Annotated in this window: 9 protein-coding genes and 2 pseudogenes; all 11 read right to left on the bottom strand. The window is 37.9% G+C overall.

Features of this window, described 5'->3' with window-relative positions:
* Positions 1 to 6: 6 nt before the first annotated feature.
* Positions 7 to 1,071, bottom strand: a complete 1,065-nt coding sequence (locus PMI_RS12890) for an IS110 family RNA-guided transposase (protein WP_012368441.1) — start codon at positions 1,069 to 1,071, stop codon at positions 7 to 9.
* 210 nt (positions 1,072 to 1,281) lie between these two features.
* Positions 1,282 to 2,234, bottom strand: a pseudogene (locus PMI_RS19070) (IS3 family transposase); the annotation flags it as partial.
* A gap of 20 nt (positions 2,235 to 2,254) precedes the next feature.
* Positions 2,255 to 2,368, bottom strand: a pseudogene (locus tag PMI_RS19500) (DUF2857 domain-containing protein); the annotation flags it as partial.
* 24 nt (positions 2,369 to 2,392) lie between these two features.
* Positions 2,393 to 2,581, bottom strand: a complete 189-nt coding sequence (locus PMI_RS12875) for an AlpA family transcriptional regulator (RefSeq protein WP_000200567.1) — start codon at positions 2,579 to 2,581, stop codon at positions 2,393 to 2,395.
* Positions 2,582 to 3,489: 908 nt separating this feature from the next.
* A complete protein-coding gene (locus PMI_RS19800; RefSeq protein WP_000482925.1) occupies positions 3,490 to 3,633 on the bottom strand; it encodes a hypothetical protein in 144 nt (47 codons plus the stop codon).
* Between the two features lie 169 nt (positions 3,634 to 3,802).
* Complete coding sequence (locus PMI_RS12865) at positions 3,803 to 4,552, bottom strand: 4'-phosphopantetheinyl transferase family protein (protein ID WP_000071884.1); 750 nt, start codon at positions 4,550 to 4,552, stop codon at positions 3,803 to 3,805.
* 12 nt (positions 4,553 to 4,564) lie between these two features.
* Positions 4,565 to 6,292, bottom strand: a complete 1,728-nt coding sequence (locus PMI_RS12860) for an ABC transporter ATP-binding protein (protein WP_000588838.1) — start codon at positions 6,290 to 6,292, stop codon at positions 4,565 to 4,567.
* Positions 6,285 to 8,051: an ABC transporter ATP-binding protein gene (locus PMI_RS12855; RefSeq protein WP_001044024.1), complete on the bottom strand. Its 1,767-nt coding sequence runs from the start codon at positions 8,049 to 8,051 to the stop codon at positions 6,285 to 6,287. The genes PMI_RS12860 and PMI_RS12855 overlap by 8 nt, the downstream gene beginning before the upstream one ends.
* An 18-nt stretch (positions 8,052 to 8,069) precedes the next feature.
* Complete coding sequence (locus PMI_RS12850) at positions 8,070 to 8,843, bottom strand: thioesterase II family protein (RefSeq protein WP_004239723.1); 774 nt, start codon at positions 8,841 to 8,843, stop codon at positions 8,070 to 8,072.
* Positions 8,843 to 9,931, bottom strand: a complete 1,089-nt coding sequence (locus PMI_RS12845; protein WP_000801189.1) for a Gfo/Idh/MocA family oxidoreductase — start codon at positions 9,929 to 9,931, stop codon at positions 8,843 to 8,845. Before PMI_RS12845 ends, PMI_RS12850 begins: the two co-directional genes overlap by 1 nt.
* On the bottom strand, positions 9,931 to 19,146 hold the full coding sequence (locus tag PMI_RS12840) for a type I polyketide synthase (protein ID WP_012368440.1): 9,216 nt from the start codon (positions 19,144 to 19,146) through the stop codon (positions 9,931 to 9,933). The genes PMI_RS12845 and PMI_RS12840 overlap by 1 nt, the downstream gene beginning before the upstream one ends.
* Positions 19,147 to 19,158 lie beyond the last annotated feature (12 nt).

Genomic DNA, 19,158 nt, shown 5'->3' with positions numbered 1-19,158 from the left:
CCTATGTCAAGAGCGGCGATTGGCATATGCGAGGTCCGATAAAATCAATGGATAGAGCTCACGGACGATGTAGCGTTTTAGGCATCTCAGGATCTCTTTAGTCGATAGCCCTTCACCAGTTCGTCTGTCGACATAGATTCTCGTGCGCGGATCGCTACGCATACGTACAAGGGCTATTGTCCACAGGGCATTGTTTGCTTCACGTGAGCCACCACGGTTTAATCTGTGCCTTACTGTTTTCCCTGATGATGCTGGCAGTGGATTTACGCCACAGAGCGATGCCAGGGCCGCTTCATTTTTTAAACGTTCGGGGTTATCACCCGCAACTGCCAGCAGTGTTGCAGCCGTCTGTGGCCCAACGCCAAACTGGCTACGAAGGTTACTGGCATACTTGCGGGTCAGTTTATCTAGTGATTCGTCTAGTTCATTCAACTCTTCAGTCAGGGCCATCCATCGTTTCGCAAGGCTTCGAAGCGTACTGCACAAGGCTATACGTAACGGTGAGTGCTCTGACACTTCGCTGTTAATGCAGGCGGTTACGCATTCGTGTGGTTTCGATTTCCAGAGTTTGTCGCGAACATCTTGCGGGGCACTAACCAGCAGTGCACGAAGCTGATTAATCGCCTGCGTACAGGCTTTTACTGCATTACGTCGGGCAACACTAATAATCCGGAGAGCCTCACATGCACCTGACTGCATTTTTGGTATGGCCTTGCTGCTCCCTGAAAGCACTGTCCGGGCTGCATTTTCTGCATCTAGTGGATCTGACTTCCCTTCAAGGCGGCGTTTTGAGCGATCTGGCCGGTTAACTTCAACAACATAAATGCTATTCTTGATGAGATAGCGTGTTAATGCGGCACCATATGTTCCTGTTCCTTCGATGCCTGCTCGTTCGAGGCTACCGAAAGAACGTGCCCAATCAAGTAGTTCCAGATAGCCCGCTTGATTTGTTTGAATAATGTGAGTTCCAAGCAGTTTACCTGCCTGACTGATAACAGCGCCGACATGAATATCAAGATGGGTATCGACACCCAGAATCACGGTTTCAGAAGATTGGCGGTCGTTTTGCATGGTTTGCCTCCAGATATTGGTAGCACAATCATCCCCATCGCAGGACAGGACACTCGGGATGCAGCACAAAGCTCCTATCAGGTCACAAACTCTGGGCCCGGTTATGCCCGGGAAATACCAGAATCGGACGACAGGTCAACACAAAGGCATTTGAGCCAATCCCAGCACGGGTCAGTCCGATCCGGTATTTGAAAGTATATTAGAATGAGTATCCCAGCAGTTTCCGCGCCTGCTCATACTTTGCCTGATCCGGTATCGCCACAGTAACTGCCTGAACTACCTGCTTGTATAGTGACTACCCTAATCACTGTGGAACATAACCCCGGATGGCTTACCGCGTCTTTCCCATGCCATTTTCAGTGCTTTGGTGGTCAGCCTGCTGTCCGGAGAGAACGACATTGCCCACCCCACGGGTTTCCGTGCAAATAGATCGAGTACCACAGCAAGGTAAGTCCGGCGTTTACCTGTCCAGATATACGTCACATCGCCGCACCATACCTGGTCAGGCACTGTCACTGCAAACTGACGTCCGAGGTGATTCGGGATAGCAATATGTTCGTGTCCCCCACGTCTATATCGGTGAACAGGCTGCTGACAACTCACCAGCCCCAGCTTCCTCATAAGATGGCCGGCAAGCCATCGTTCCATCCGGAAGCCCCTGTGTGTGGCCATTGTGGCGATACTTCTTGCATCCTCGGAGCCATGACTGAGGCCGTGTAGTTCCTGAACCTGACTGCGTAATACAGCTAGCCTGCTATCCGGCTTGTCAGGACGGTTTTTCCGGTATTTATAGCTGCTGCGGTGAACCCCAAACACGTGGCAAAGCGTGGCCACAGGATAATGCGCTCTGAGTTTCCCGATTATCGAGAGTTGTTCAGGGAATCTGACATCAAGAGCGCAGTAGCCTTTTTTAATATTTCATTTTCCATTTCAATACGTTGAAGTTTTTTCTTCAGCTCACGTATCTCAATTTGCTCCGGCGTGATAGGGGAGGCTTTAGGTGTTTTGCCGGCACGTTCATCTCGTAGCTGCTTTACCCACCGGGTCATAGTGGAAAGTCCGACATCCATGGCATTTGCGGCATCTGCAACCGTATAGTGTTGATCCACCACTAACTGAGCGGATTCACGTCTGAATTCTGCACTGAAATTTCGTTTTTTCATTAAAGCACCAGTGTTGTCCTGAGGGTATTCATTTCGTCGAAGGTGAGTCCCAGAGATTCACGATGGTGAATATTGTCTTCTTTCAGCGCACGCAGGGCATCTGTTAATACGGCGTAATTCAGAGACGGAATCATGATTTCGGACCTTCCTTAAACACTTCAGCGGTTGGCTAATTTGAGGTTGATCCATTCATCAATTTCAGATTCGAGCCAGGCTACGCTGGCAGGGCCAACCTTTATTATTGAACGAGGAAAAGAGCCCCCTTTCATATACAGATAGATTTGCGAGCGTTTCAGACCGGTTTTTTCTTCGACCTGTTTCAGGCGTAATAACTGATGTGATGTCATGATTTTCTCCAGTGTAGAGTGGGGTTGGAGAAGATAAAAAAGCATAAGCGAAGGTGAAGAAGAAAGCACGTAAGCCCGTATTAAGAGTTTTTGAGTTCTTAATACGTATTTCAGTATAATGGTGAGTTAAATCAATAAGGCACTGAAGTGGGAGAACCGCGTTCAAGTGCTGTTTTCAGTGTATCGCCGCTGAATTTGTCAGTAATACCTTCGGTAGATGCCCATTGTTCGAAAATGGATAAAAGCTTGTAAGGTTTTCCTAGTAATGGACTGATGACTTCATTATGTTTACATGAAAGCCAGAAAAGACGAGATAAAGGGCTGGATATGCGTGTCGATGTTGGAGTGTGTTTAATATTTACATAGGCATTCATCAGCTTTTGTAGTTCAGTCAGGCGAATTACAAAACAGGAATCTTGTGGTAATTTATAAATAGGGAAATATTCTTTGTCACTGGATTTATGAGTTTCATTCGATTAATGTTGTTATAAATCTCAGATTTTAGTTCTTCAGGTAATTACATTAGTTGTTGGCTAATTCGTTCTTTTCATGTTATTTTCTCAAACGCTTGAAATAGAGTTCTTGATAATAAAACTGAAATGCCATAATTAATACATTGATTGCCTGTGATTGGTGGTGATATATTGATTGAGTGCGCCAGTAAGTGTTGAATTGTTACGAATTCATACCCGATCAGAGTGGTATCAATGACCCATTTTTTTAGAATGAATATATTTATCTTGAGTGAGTGTGGTATAATTTATATGTTTAATGAAACAATGTGTATCAAGATAGCATAAACGATCTGTGAGAGAGTTTCCTATTTTTTTCAATTTAATTTTATTCTTAATTTTTGTGACTTTCCTTAATATAATTGTAGATTGAAAGTATATAGATAAATAAATGTTTCAAGATAGCGCATGGCGATAAACGTCGCTGTCGGTTAATTGTTTCTCTGTTTTTTTCTGGTTGGCTAGGTATACAGCTTCAGGTATGGTTAACCAATCGGATTTATTTTTAATAATAGTATTTTTTGTTTTATTGTTAAACATAATTTTTCCTTATTTATATGAGTGCTAATATATTGATGGTTTTTTATAATTTATTCGTGTTTTGGTGTGAATATATGAATTGAATTGTCATATCTTTTATATGACCTATAGTCAGTCAAATAATACTTAAAACTAACTGTTAATATATAATTTCATTGTGGTCGTATAACTATAATAAATGATGTGGCAGGTTGCTTTTTATATCACCCCATGTTAAGAATTTATAGTTAAATGGATGGTGATATGTGATTATGGATATTTTATAGCTATCTAATATTGATTTGGTAATATATGAAAGATGAGCAGAGTAATGCTGTTCTATAAAATATAATTTATCAAATTGATCTCTCTTTATATAAAAATCTAAATTCTTAATGATTTCTTCTGATAATCCAATGCCTCTTGATTTAATATAGGCTTCTTTTAATGTCCACATCTTATAGAAATTATGTTTTTTTTGAGTCTCGTCAAAATAAGATAGGTATTTTTTTTCTTTTTTTGAGAAATAATAATCTATAATGCTATTTATTTCTATATCACGGTTGAAATATTCAATATCAATACCAACGGATGATGTATTTGAAATAGCGAGAGCAACACAATTATTTGAATGTGATAAATTGAAGTAAATGCTTTCCTTTGATTCGTTTAAAATAAATGGTTTCCCGTACTCATTTTTTGAAAATCTTACATCTTCTGGTGAAATTTTTAAATAAAATGATAAAATATCGCGTAACATGACTCTTGATAGCAAAAAAATATTTCGTTGTTTTATAAAAGGGTAGTCGAATAACGATGAAATTTCATCGTTATTTAAGATGTGCATTCTGGATTTAGCTTTACTTAAACATGGTATCGTTTGTAGATTACCAATCCAGATATGCACCTCATTATCTATAAACAAGTTGCTATTACTCATTGCATTTGGCTATTAGCATAACGCTTTCTGTTGTAACCATAAATGTGCATATAAGCCATTTTTTGCAAGTAACTCAGCATGTTTTCCTTGTTCTGCTATTTTTCCATTTTCCATTACGATAATGTTATCGGCATTTTTAATGCTATTTAATCGATGGGCAATCATAATGATTGTCTTATCTTTTGATAACAATGATAAAGCTTGTTGAATTAATACTTCTGATGAACAATCGATACTCGATGTTGCTTCGTCGATCAGTAAAATTGGTGCATTTTTTAATAAAGTTCTAGCAAGAGAAAGACGTTGACGTTCTCCACCTGAGAGTAACATACCACCGTAACCAATAGGAGTATCATAATTTTGTGGTTTTTGTATAATAAACTCATGTGCATTAGCTAATTTAGCTGCAGTTATTATTTCATCATCGTGAGCATCTGTTTTTCCCATTAAAATATTATCTTTAATTGTTCCTGAAAATAAAACGACATCTTGATAAACAGAAGATACATATGAACAGAGTTTATCGGAATTTATTTGGTTAATATTAATATCATCTAGCAATATTTCACCTTGGTTAACATCCCATAGACGAGAAATAAGCTGTAGTAAAGTGCTTTTCCCTGAGCCACTAGGGCCAACAATAGCAGTAAAGCTTTTTTCAGGAAAACAGCAAGATATATTATCTAATGTTAATTGACTATTATAAGGATAAATAAAGCTTACATTGTTAAAATAGATATCTGTTCTTATTGGTAATTGAGTATATTTAGGCTCAGAAAGTGGAACCACTTTCATTACTTCTTCTATGCGTTGTAATGATTTTTGTGCATAATTTAACAACATACTGGATAATCCTAAATCAAAGAATTGTCGATAAATGGGGAGTGCTAATACAAGGAAAAAAACGAATTGAGAAGGAGAAAGTGAGCCACTAATTAAACGGCTTGTTCCTATTATCATTAATAAAATAAAACCTGATTCAAGAATAAAACCATAAAGTGCAATCCAAGGGGCAGGCTTGGAATCTAGAACTATTTGGGTTTTATTTTGTGTTTCTAAGGCTGCTTTTAGTTTTTTCCATGCAGGACCAAGTCGCCCAAAACTACGAATAACCATAATTCCTTGGATATAATCGAGTAATTCGGATTGTACATTGGCATTAGCATCAGCTGCCTGTTGTGCAGCTTTTAACATTATTTTATGGCTTATGGATAATGCGAACAGAGCGATTGGAATAGAAAATAATATAATTAAAGTGAGTTGCCAATCTACCCATACTAAGAATAGTGAGAGAAAAACAGGCATCGCTAAAGTACTGATAAACATTCCTAAGAAATGTGACCAGATATTTTCAATGATCTCTAAATCAGCAGTAAGCCGTGATGCAAGATCACCACTGCGTTGAGAAGAAAACCAGCCAATCGGGATTTTTCGTAAATGATCGGCTATTCTTAGACGGGCTTGTCCCATCATTTTATAAGCACCAATAAAAATCATTGGCATACTATAAGTACCAATGACAATACGCAGAACAATAGATAAGAGTATTGATAAAAAGTAATAAAATAACTGAGCTAGTGTGATTTTATTGGCAAAAAGATCAATTAATAAAAAATAGAGTAGAATATACGGAATAGTAGCAAAAAGACCTTCAACTACGGCAAGGCATAGACCCACCATTAAATCTTTATCTTTTTTATTAGAAAGCAAATAACCTGATTTAATTAATTCTTTAATCATTATTATTCTCCTGGATTAATTGCCAATGAATAGTGTGACTATAATCATTCCATAATTTTTGATAGGTTGGGCATTGGTTTAATAAATGGGTGTGTGTACCTGTATCAATAATCTTTCCATTATCAAGCACAATAATTTTATCTGCGTTAATAATAGTATGTAGGTTATGAGTGATCATAATAACAGTCCGATTCTGGCATAGACTCTTTAATGCGCGATAGATCAAAATTTCATTTTCAGCATCAACATTGGCAGTAATTTCATCGAGAAGTAGGATTGGAGAGTTTTTTAATAGTGCTCTTGCAATTGATAATCGCTGTTTCTCTCCACCTGAAAGTTTATTTCCTTGTTCACCAATTAATGTATTATATCCTGCTGGGAGTTTTTCAATAACATGATGAATATTGGCTGCTTTAGTTGCTTTGATAATATCCTCAAATAAGGCATTAGGATTTGCTATGAGTAAATTTTCTAAAATAGTTCCATGAAATAGATATACATCTTGAAAAACAACACTTATTTGAGAAAGTAAATCAATTTCTGGCCAGTAGTTGATATCATATTGACCTATTTTTATTTGGCCAGAAGTACAATCATAAAAACGGGGAATTAGTTTTAATAATGAGGATTTTCCTGCACCACTGTGGCCTACAATTGCAGTTGTTGTACCCGCTTGGGCATTAAAACTAATTTTCTCTAATATCGGTTTATCACCATGATCCAAACAGACATCTTTAAAAGTAATATCGCTATTTTTAGGGAGAGTAAAATGTTTATCATGTTGTTTATGCTCTGAAAGTTCAAGGATCATACTGATATGTTTTAAGGTTTGTTTTCGTTGAGCTTGTTCTCCTAGCACAAATGTTAGTCGTAATAACGGCGCAAGTACGAGGGGGGATGTCATTAAAAATAAAATATAAGTAGATAAATCAATATTTTGATTTAAATACATCCACCCACCTACTGGTGCTATAATAACGAGATTCGCTGTTAATATCCCACTAAATACCATCCAAGAGCCTGTACTAGCTTTGACATTATTTTTTATCCATTTAACAGAGGAATTGATAGATTGAGATAATTTACCAAAAGTATGGGAGGTTAAGTTAAACGCTTTTATTTCTCGTATTCCTTTAATATATTCTCCTATTTCATTAGCAATTTTTTTCTGAATATTCATCCACTCATTGGTTTGTTTATTGGCTCGACGCAACATGAGAAGTTGAGCCATAAAAGCAATGGGTAATGGGGTTAGAGATAATAAGGCAAGAGGCCAATTTACATAAAAAAGTAATATAATAGCGATAAAGGGAGTCACTATGGCTGAGACGAGATCAGGTAGCATATGTGCGAAAAAACCTTCTAAGCTTTTTATATCATCATTGATAATACGTCGCAGATTTCCACTGCCATATTGAGCAAAAAATGATAATGGTACTTTACTGATTTTTTTAGCTATTGCGAGTTGTAATTGATGCTGAATATAAAAAGCACCCCGATGTGCGGCAATATGACTTATTGCCATTAATCCCCAACGTAAAATTAAAATAATCACAGTGATATAAACTAGATTATTTATTTGTTGAATATTAGGTGATGTTGAAAAACAAATCTGGCTGATTTTATAGATGATCCATAATGGTGCTAAACTTAGCATTGTTGAGATTATTGCCATAATAATGCCACTAATCAGAGGGAGTGGGGCTAATTTTATTAAAATACGAAAGTTAAGTGGCAAAGTATCTATTGTTTTATTCATATATATTACCTAATCAATTTAATCATTGATAAATTGGTGATAAAAATCAATAATAAAACGACAAAAAGTATTTGGGCGTGTAATTGGATAAAAGTGATCTCCAGCGATGCAATTAATAGTGCAATGCTTATCTATCCAATCTTGCCATGCTTCAACTTCGTTTTTATCAGCTTCACTATCATGACTACCATACATTAATAAAACAGGGGTATGAAAAAGCCGTTTAGTGCTTTTTTGAAAAAAATAACGCTCGGTAGCAAGGAAATCAGCACGTAATAATGGCATAAACTGTTTTAACAACTGTGGCTGCTTGATTAATTCAGCATCACATCCACCAATGGCAATTAATTGTTGAATAAAGTCATCATCATTTAAATCACTCAGTAATCTCCTTGCTTGAATATGAGGAGCTTGGCAGCCTGATAATATTAGTCCAGATAATTCCCAGCCATTTTTTTCTAATTGAATAGCAGTTTCAAAGGCAACTTGGGCCCCCATACTGTGACCGCAAAGTAATAATGAATTATGCCGTGGTGGATAAAATTTCTTTATTATTGTTATTAATTCATTGGCTAATAACCCAATATCATTAAAGGCTGGTTCTTTAAATCTGCAACCATGGCCAGAGTAATTAACTAATTGACAATTTAACCCTGAAATATCGGTAGATCTCCACGAGTTAAATGCACTATTACTGGCACCAGCAAATGGGCAAACCAATAGGTTAGCATTGTCTTTATTTACATTTTGCTCATTTAAAGGAGTAATATATTTGGGAGATTGTTTTATCATTATTTTCTCCGTCCACTACTTTTGGTGAAGTTCATTCGCTTAAATGGCGCAATTGTGCCATCAATGGCTTTACCTGCTGTTTGCAATGTTTTTATCCATAATTGAGATAAAGCTAATTGGTAATGGGGTTGTAAAATCATTGGTTTTTTATCATTAGGTAATTGCCAGCATTTATCTATCTCTGCCAGTAAGTAATTAATAGCTTCTGGTGCTTCACATTCCATCACATCCTGCCAACTATTTGGTGGAGTATGAAATGAATGAAACAGTGGTTCATCAAGCTCCATCGTGGCAGGAGATTGATACATGGCTTTTTTACTATCTTGGTGATGATGAATATAAAGCGCATTATTCCATTCTACTGGCCCATAACTTCCAGCGAGAGTTAAATAACCAGCTGGCCAGCCTAATATCATATGATGCATCACGAGGCTATGCTGATCAGGATCGTTAGATGACAAATGTTTTTGTAGGCATAAAAGCAAATCACCAGTAGGGTTGGATAGTCGTAGAAATTGTAGCGGGGTATTATCTTTTTCTAATGTGACTGTAATATCATTAGGGTGTAATTTCATTGCTTGGCAATATATATCTAAGGCGGAATAAATTAATTGCCTGCTTGTGATAATTTGTCCCCACACTGGTCGTTGTTGTATTTGCTGATATATCTTCTGTGTGTTTTCTATCCATAAACGTCCTGCTTTATTATGTGGATAGAGGCTGTTAACGATATAGTGGCAATGCATTTTTTCTGCTAATGATTGTAGTCTGGTAATTTCATCAGGATGTACAGGATGTTCCTGTACAACCGAGATCCCCCGTTGTAAAAATGCTTGCGCAAGTTGGCTACCTTCGCCACCAACAATGGCTGATCGCACAACAATACAAGCTAGATCTATTTTTTCAGGTAGTTGATCAAATCGAGTAAAAAGTGGAATACCGAATGCTTTAGATAATTCTCGAGAACGAGTGCTACCTTTGGAAAAAAGGCCAATAAGATGCCATTTGTCTTGAGGTTGTATAAATGCATTGAGATAAACCTCTCCAAATTTACTGCCTACAATCACCACTTTTTTTGCCGGTTTCATTAATTACCTCCTTCGGATGGATATCCGTTATTAGAAAGTTTTTGTTGCACCCACTGATCAATGATTTCGGCCAGATGTGTGCTGGTAGCGCGATCTTGCAGTATTGACCAGTGCTCCCCTGAAAAATAGTGATGTTGGGTATGTGGCGGTAATCGTTGGTACCACTCTTTTTCAGGTGATGTCCATTCTGTTGGGTGGTTGGTGGCTTCCAGCCATAAACAGGCGATATCATCAGATAATGGTAGGTCACTTTCAGGTAGGAATGACATAAGTCTTTTAGTGCATGCAAGCTGCTTATTTTCATCTGATGAACTATCTGAGTCATCATGACAAAATTTAATAAAATCATGTCGATAGACGGGATCTATTAATACTAATAATACGGAATGATTTTGTTGCGAGAGTTGTTCTGCAAGGTAACTGGCAATAAAAGCACCATATGACCAACCAATAAGAATATAAGGGCCAGTCTGTTGTGCTGTTTTTATGCTAGATAAATGTAATGATAACAATGTATCCAAATCAGTTAGTTTTGAAGCATCTGTAACTGTTAATCCCCACACTGTATTATTTAACGACTCAGCAAGAGGTAGGTAAACACCGGGATCACCATCAGAAGCATGTACCATAAAGTAGTGGTAAGGTTTTGGAGCAGATACAGCGCTTAGAGGTATCAAAGAGGAGTACTCTCGTTGAGATTGCTTTTCCTGCTCTAAATGAGCACAAAAATCGGCTAAGCATGGATAGGTAAAAATCTGTTGTAATGTTGCTGGATATCCCCGTTGATGTAATTGGCTGATCATTTTGGTTGCAATCAAACTATCTCCTCCAGAACGGAAGAAATCATTTGTACTATTGACCTCACGACCTAATAACTCAGACCATAATGCAATGATTTCATTAATCATATTGGTTGGTACATCAGGTATTGCAACAGGTTGTATCTGTTCATTTAGCTCTTGAGCGGATGATGTTGCTATGCCATTAAGGGTTGCTTCAATATTTTCACATTGGAACAACTCAAAAGAGTCGATATTCTGATCAAGAGAATGAGATAAATAATCACGTAATTTACCTAAATAAGGTTTTCCTCCACGAGTGGGAGAGGCTAAAAAGAGTGTTTGTCGCAAAGATGAGGAATCTGTTTGGGGCCATTGACCAATAGTTTCAAAACCAGTATTGATTAAAATATCATGCCAACTTTCACTATCAAGCATCGCTTTATTCGTCAATATACGCTTATCTTGATATGCACTTAATCCCTCAATAAAGCCAACAGTCGCCATTTGCATAGCACTTTGACACTCGGTTGCTTCGATAAATAATAAATAGCCTTGAGGTTTTAACAGGCTTCTAATCCGTTTTAGTGCGTGGCCGATATGTGATGCATCATGTAATACATTAGATGCAATGATCAGATCATAGCCATTATCTGGATGATGAGAAAATTGTATTGGTGCATTAATATCAAAGAGTTGATAGCGCATTTCTCCTACAGCAGTGAATTTTTTTCGCGCTTTATCAAGGAAGTAATGTGATATATCAGTAAAGGTGTATGAGTAATGCGTATTCTTAAGTACTGCGACTATACCTTGAGTGGTAGCTCCTGTACCTGCCCCTATTTCTAAAATATTGAGTGAAGATGTTGCACCAACCATTGCACTAACAATATCTTTTGCACATTGATTTAAATAATTTAGTGCAGGGTGTTTGGCGTATAGTGCTGTGGTAATTTCATCTGAATTAAAAAGTAGTGAAAGAGGAGAAACCTTACCACTAAAGAGTAATTCATGTTGGGTTAGTGATTGTTCAAGGTAATCCCAAAGTACATATTCCCAATCATTAACAGGTTGTTGAAATACTGGGGCAGATAAACATAAGTTAATAAACTGTGTTGTGGCATAAAACTGATCACCCTCTTTGGTTAATAAGTGATGCAGGCATAATAAATCTAGCCACTGACTAAGTAGCCTCTCATACTGAGGCTTTGCTTTTAAACGAGCCACTATTTCAGCTAGGGTGATTGGTGTGTTTAGCTCGGTAAAAAGAGCATTTCGATACAGTGTGTGACATATGCCATACCGTGCTCGTTCCTCAAATCGTTGCCAACTCTTTTCAATAATGTCACTGAGTGAAGCTGATGGCGAAAGTAAATTAGGTAACCAATTGGGCTGTTTAATAACGGATAGTGGAATATCAGAAGAGGCTTCAAACAGTAATTGTAGAGGAGGCTCTACTTTCGTATCGTCTTTTACCATTACCATAGCATGAGCACGTTTGATTTGCGGATGATTTTCCAATGTTTGCTCGAGTTGTTGATAGCGTGATTGGAGGTGATTATCTATTGCTAAATGTTGATATGAAGGAAGTTGCGCAATAATCTTATCAACTGATTGATTATTATCTTCATCTTGGCATAATTGAGTGATCAAGCTTTGATAATCAGAGAACATCATTGTTAATAAACCGTCAGCAAAGATGTCATCCATGCAGAACCAATTTAATGTTAGCCCCTCTTTTCCTTCCATTACTTGGTGATCTAACCAAACTTGAGGTGTTTGCGCGAAGCTATATACGGGTTGGCCGAAAAGCTGATTTAATGCTTCATCAATATTGTCACCATCTAGTGTCATACCTAACATGCTAGTAAATACAATAGGTAACAGAGATTGGCTACTATCCCCTTTATAGCGTCCCCATTCACGTAAAATCTCTACACCATTTACTTGGGACTTACTTAAATGTTGCCAAAGTCTGCGCTGTATTTTTGCCATTGACTCATTTAATGTACAGTCGTTATCTAGATAAATATCTATAGGGAGTACAGAGGTAAAATCACCAATAAGTTGTGTAACATCTGGGTGCCATGGTTGACGATTAAAGAAAGTTAAGTTTAGTGTAAAGGCTGGGTATTTTGTCCAGCGACCTAAAACTAAAGCAAAAAGTGTTAAAAGCCCTGCTGATGGTGTAATACCATGCTTTTTCCACCTCTGTTTTAATTTGTCCCATTGCGCTATAGAAACATGATGTTGGAAAGTCGTAAAACGAGGTTGTTCAGTAATGGATGAATTCTTTATCGGTAAATATGGGGCAGAAGGTAAATCAGATAATAGATCCTGCCAGTAACACCATGCCATTTTCCACTCATCACTGTTACGATTTGTTTGATTTTTTAAGCAGTAGTCGCGGAAGGTAAATGTTTGTGGTATTAATTCTTGTCCTGAATAGGCGTTAAATAGATCATCAAACAGAATTTTAAAGCTCATGGTATCAAACTGCAGTAAATCTAGATTGATATGTAATCTGTAACAATCGTTATTTAGCCAAGAAATTTCAACTTCAAATAATGGCCATGACTCAGTCGGTAATACCCGATAAGAAAGGGCTTCCCTTATCTGTGTTAGGCTCTCTTGTTGCTCTTGTTGGGTTAAATTTGTTAGGTCATGTTGAATAAAATGAAAATAAGGAACTTCTTTTAAGATACGTTGTTGTCCATCATCATCTATGATCATTCTCAACATATCATGACGCTGAATAACTTTATTCCAAGCTTTTTCAAGTGAGGCCGGCTCCCATATATGGCGTTGACAATCCCATTCAAAAATTGCATGGCAAGCAACGCCTCCGTAGTTAAAGAGGTTTTTACGTCCGATCCAATAGGCGTGTTGAATTGGTGTTAATGGAAATGGGGCATATCGTTCTGACTCCATTGTGTGGGAAATGTTGTCTTGATTATGGAGTGCTTCTGTCACAGTAAATTTCTCAGGTGCTGCGGTTCGAATAACTGAGGCTAAACCAGCAATAGTCATATCATCATAAGATTGTTCAGCGTCAATATTGACCGCAAACTGTTTCTTAATTTCCGCACTGAGATCGAGGAAAGAGAGAGAATCTAGTCCTAATTGGAATAGTTCAATGTGAGTATCAATATGTTCATCACCAAGACGCAACAGTTGTTTGATACATGCTGTTAGCCACTGTTCTAAGTTATCACCAACGCGATAATCAACCCTGTTAGGGCTTACCGGCTCTGTTTGATCCGTTTGAGTTGGGGTTTCACAAAGCTGGCGAGTGTGATTAATTTCATGGTTATCATAATGATCATTATGATTAGTCTGATGAAATAAAGGCGTTTTTTGTGTCATTAAAGGTGGAGTCGCTAAGCGCATTGCAAGGCGACAAGAGGTATTATCTAGCAGACAAGCATCTAAATGTGCCAGTCCTTCCTCAGTAGTAAGCGTACTCATACCTTTGTGTTGTAATTTATCATGGAGTTGTTTTTCTGCCACAAAGCCAACACTTTGCCATGCCCCCCAAGCGATAGAAATGACGGTTAATCCCTTGATATTGCGACGTGCATATTCAGCTAATCCATCTAAATATCCACAAGCGAGGGAATGAGCTGCTTGTCCTTCAGAGCCTATAGTTGCAGCGGCAGAGGAGTATAAAATAAGGTAACTGGCATCTGTTTTTTCTAAAGCATCACAAAATTGCTTGGCAGATATCGCTTTAACAGAAAATACGTCAGACATACGCTTAGGGGTGAGTTGTGTCATAAGTGCATCATCCAAAATACCTGCACTGTGTATAAGCCCCTCAATGCCACCTTCATTTTCAAGCTGAGTGAGTGCTGCATGACATTTAGCGTTATCACGACAATCACATGTTAGCCATTTTATTTCTAGCTGGTTAGATTTCTGTAAGTTATTCATCCAATCTAATGCGCTGCTATCAGCTCGTGGTGCCAAAATAGCGATACGTTTAGCACCTTGCCTTACTAACCAACTTGCTGTAATTCGACCTAAGCCTCCAAAACCACCAGTAATAATATGCCAGCGCGGGGATACCATGATGTTCTGCGCTATGATCGTAGAAGATGAGGGCAGTGGGGTTAATTGTGGTAAGTAGCAGCAATGGTTACGAACAATAATTTCATTATTACCTTGTTCTATTTGTATAAAAGCAGGAACTAATTCAGACCATGAGGCATTTATACCTAAATCAACAATGGCAATTAACCTTGAGCTATATTCTTTTTGAATAGTTTTTAATAAACTTCGAATACTACGTTGTGCTGGATTAACCGTTTCTATGGCAGTTAATGCCCAGGCTTGTTGCGTGATAACAACAAACCCATCAGACGATGACAGTAATATTTGGCGGATCTGCTCGGCGATAATTAAAGGATCTGCAAGGTTGGCAACGATTAATTGATTTTCGCCCTGTTCAGAAAGACATCCAATAGCGGATAAAATAGCTGTGATTTCAGAAGGCAATGTTTGTTGATGGTTAAATATTAATGTTGGCTTGATAAGATCTTGTTCCACACAAGGTGTTAATTGCCATTGGTAGTGTGAACTTTGTTGTATCTTGGTGTCACTAGGTAACTCTTGATCAAAGTGATCGTTTTCTGTCGAAACACTGGCGAGAATAATATGTTCACACATATCTTTGGTTTCTGGTAATGCATCAGGTAACCAGCGAATATGTTGAAATCCTGCTAAGCGACACTGTTGATGCCATAATTCTGGTGATAAAAATAGTTTTCCTTTACGGATCTTTTCATCATGGAGGGGTAACACCAGTGGGCCAAAAACAAAATCAAATAAGCGAGCTTGTTTGGTTATTTCGCGCATAAGCAAATGACCATTGGAACGCAGTAAAGTACGAAGAGCAGTTAATGTATCTCCAATATGTTGAGTGGCATGAATAACATTAGCAGCAATAATAATGTCATAATAATCAGATTGAAAACCTTGTATTTCAGGGGATTGTTGTAAATTGAACTCTCGATAGTTAACAAATGAATATTGACTAAATTTTTGTGCGGCACGTCGGGTGAAGATAGGTGAAATATCGGTAAATTCGTATTCAACATGTTGTATGGTTGATAAAATAGGTAGCAGCCAAGAGGTGGTTCCTCCCGTGCCACCACCGACTTCAATAATTCGCAAAGGCTTAGCCACAGTGGGCTGGTAGTGAGAAAGTAATCCTTTAAGTACCGCGGCAGCAATTTGGTTAAAATAACGACCAAAACTAAAATCTTGATAGAGAACTTCAACACCTTGAGATGCACCTTCAGGAAAGATCACTGAAACAGGTTCAATCACGCCTGTCATCATATCGTAGAGTTGCTCTCCTGCTCGCTTGACGGTGTCAGGAATAGATTGAAGACCTTCGCTATCTAATTGTAATTGATGGAATAATAATGGTAATTTATCACTAGAAATAGATTTTATTTTTTTATAGTAGTTGTGCTGATTTATCTGTTGGTAAATATAATATCCATCCTCAACACAGGCCTCTAATAAACGTACTAATAATTGATAATAGCGGGGTAAAATGCGTCCTGCTCGCATAATATCGATTACAGACATGGGGGTATTCAACTCATGGCCTAAACACGAGCATATCATTTTATCGACGTAATAATTATGTAAAGTGGTAAGTGTTGAATTAAATGAGTTTAAACGAGGAAGATCGAGTGTTGTAAGCGCTTTTAATGCCGTTTCACGACCTTGGCTAATAGGTAAATCAAATGCGCTTTTTTGTGGTTGATATTTTTCACTATCCTTTTTTTCATACCAATAATATTGTTTTTCAAAGGGATAGAGAGGTAATGGTATATAACTTCCTTGAGTTTTAAACAGTGACTGCCATGGTAAATCATAGCCTGCAATAAATAGGGTTGTTGCAGCCTGTTGTTTCATCTGAATTTCATCAACTCCCATTCTGGCAGTTGGTATCCAACTAATCTCAGTAATGCCTTCACGTTCACCAAGATCACTTAATACAGAAGTTGGTCCTAATTCCATAGCATGGGTGACACCATGATTGACTAACGTTTGTATTGCATCTTGATACATAACTGTATTGCGTAGTTGCTGAGCCCAATATGATGGATGTTGAAGTTCTTTTTGAGAAATTAATTGCCCTGTATAGCCTGAGACTAAGGCTATTTTTCCTTGTGAGGCTGATAATGACTCAGTAAATTCCATCAATTGATCAAGAATATTATCAATATAAGAGGTATGAGCAGCACACACGTTATTCATTTCTCTAAATCGAATATTCTTTGCTTTCAATATTTGAGTAAACTTTTGCATATCATCGGGTTGCCCCGCGAATGATAAGTTGTTATGGCCATTAATTGCAGCTAATTCAACATGACATTGTTTAGCAATGATTTGAATATCTTGATATTCTGCAAATACAGCAATCATTTCACCATTAACATGACTTTCCATTAATTGTCCACTATATACAGCAAGTGGCATCATTTGTTCGATTGTATAGAAACCAGCGATAACGGCTGCGGCATATTCTCCGCAAGAATGACCTACAATTATTTCAGGTAAAATACCGATTGCTCGCCAATGTGCTGCCATTGCGATTTCATAGGCGACAATAGCCGCTTGAATATAACTGGCATTAACAAGTTTATCGCTATGTAGGCCAAACATGACTTCTTTTAACGGAAATGTTAAGTGTTGCAGGCATGCTTGCTCACAACGATCGATTGTTTCGGCAAATGTTGTTGAATGTTGGTACATCACTTTACCCATAGCAGGATATTGTGATCCCATACCAGAAAATAGCCACGCTATTTTCTTATTTGTTGATGTATGACCATATTGTATTAAAGAATCAGCACTTCCTTGAGAGAAAGCTAACAGTGAAATATCACTCTCACTTGTTAAGGGGATAGATAAGCGCCATGGTAAGTTGAGTTGTCTTTGCTGTAATGCATTATGAGCCAGAATGTTTGCTGGGGTAATTTTTATTAATGGTGCATAATCACCAGCAAGTTTTTTTAGACTCTCTTTTGTGGCGGCACTAAGCAATAATGAGTATTCAAAATTATTGTCTACCTCTTGTTCAGGTTTGATTGATACTAATGAGTCAGGCAATGATTGCACAATGATATGACAGTTTGTTCCACCAATACCAAATGAAGAAACACCAGCAGTTCGTATTCTGCTAGACCAAGCTTTAGGGTTTTTAGGAATGTAGAACGGGCTTTTTTCTATTTGTAATTGAGGATTTGGGTGATTAAAATGCATAGATGGAGGAATAAGTGCTTTATTTACCGCTAATATCGTTTTAATTAGGCCAGTGATACCTGCTGCTGTATCCAGATGTCCGATATTGCCTTTAACTGAGCCAATAGCGCATTTAGAAGCAGTAAGAGAGCGATCAGCGAAAACCTGACATAATGCACTAAACTCAATTGGATCACCTAATGGTGTAGCTGTTGCGTGTGCTTCAATAAGTTCAATATCTTCATTTTTAATATCGGCCAGTTGTATTGCTTCTCTAATAACTGAAACTTGGCCTGCTACGGAGGGAGCTGTGAATCCCGCTTTTTGATGACCATCATTATTAATGGCACTACCACGTAATACAGCAATAATTGTGTTTCCATCCACTAAGGCATCTTCAAGACGACGTAACACTACAATACCAAATCCATTACCAGCAAAAGTACCGTTTGCCTCTGCATCAAAAGGACGACAAATACCATCTGGTGAGAAGATCATGCCTTTCTGATATAGATAACCACCGGTTTGTGGAAATGTGATACCAATTCCACCAGCAATAGCCATACTGCATTCACCAGAGCGTAAACTTTCACAAGCCATATGTACGGCAACTAAGGAGCTAGAACAAGCGGTTTGTATAGTTAATGCTGGACCAGTTAAATTTAATTTATATGCAATACGTGTTGCGAGATAGTCTTTATCATTCCCTAATAATTTTTGCATGCCACGGACATGGCCAATATTGTGCAATGCTAAATCTTGCTGGGCAGGATAGCTGCTCATTCTTGCTGAAGCAAAAACGCCTGTTTTGATGGTTATATTGCAAGGGGCATATCCAGCATGCTCTAAAGCATGCCAAGCACCTTGTAAAAAAATTCTTTGCTGGGGATCGATAAGTTCAGCTTCTGAGCGTGAATAATTAAATAGAGTAGCGTCAAAATATTCCGCTTCATCTAACGGCGCGCCACGATTAACAAAATCAGGTGAATGATAAGTTTGTTCAGCGACACCTGCGGCTTTTAGTTCTTCTTCAGAAAAAAGACGAGAGCTATCGTGTTTATTAATTATGTTATGCCAAAATTGATCAATATTTTGTGCATCAGGGAAGCGACCAGAAAGACCAATAACAGCTATAGGTTCACTATTACCATAGAAAGTTTCAAAATTCAGCATGATTAATATCCT

Source organism: Proteus mirabilis HI4320 (assembly GCF_000069965.1).
GTDB lineage: Bacteria > Pseudomonadota > Gammaproteobacteria > Enterobacterales > Enterobacteriaceae > Proteus > Proteus mirabilis.
The sequence above is the reverse complement of the archived record's forward strand: the minus strand, read 5'-3'. Positions and strand labels throughout refer to the sequence as shown.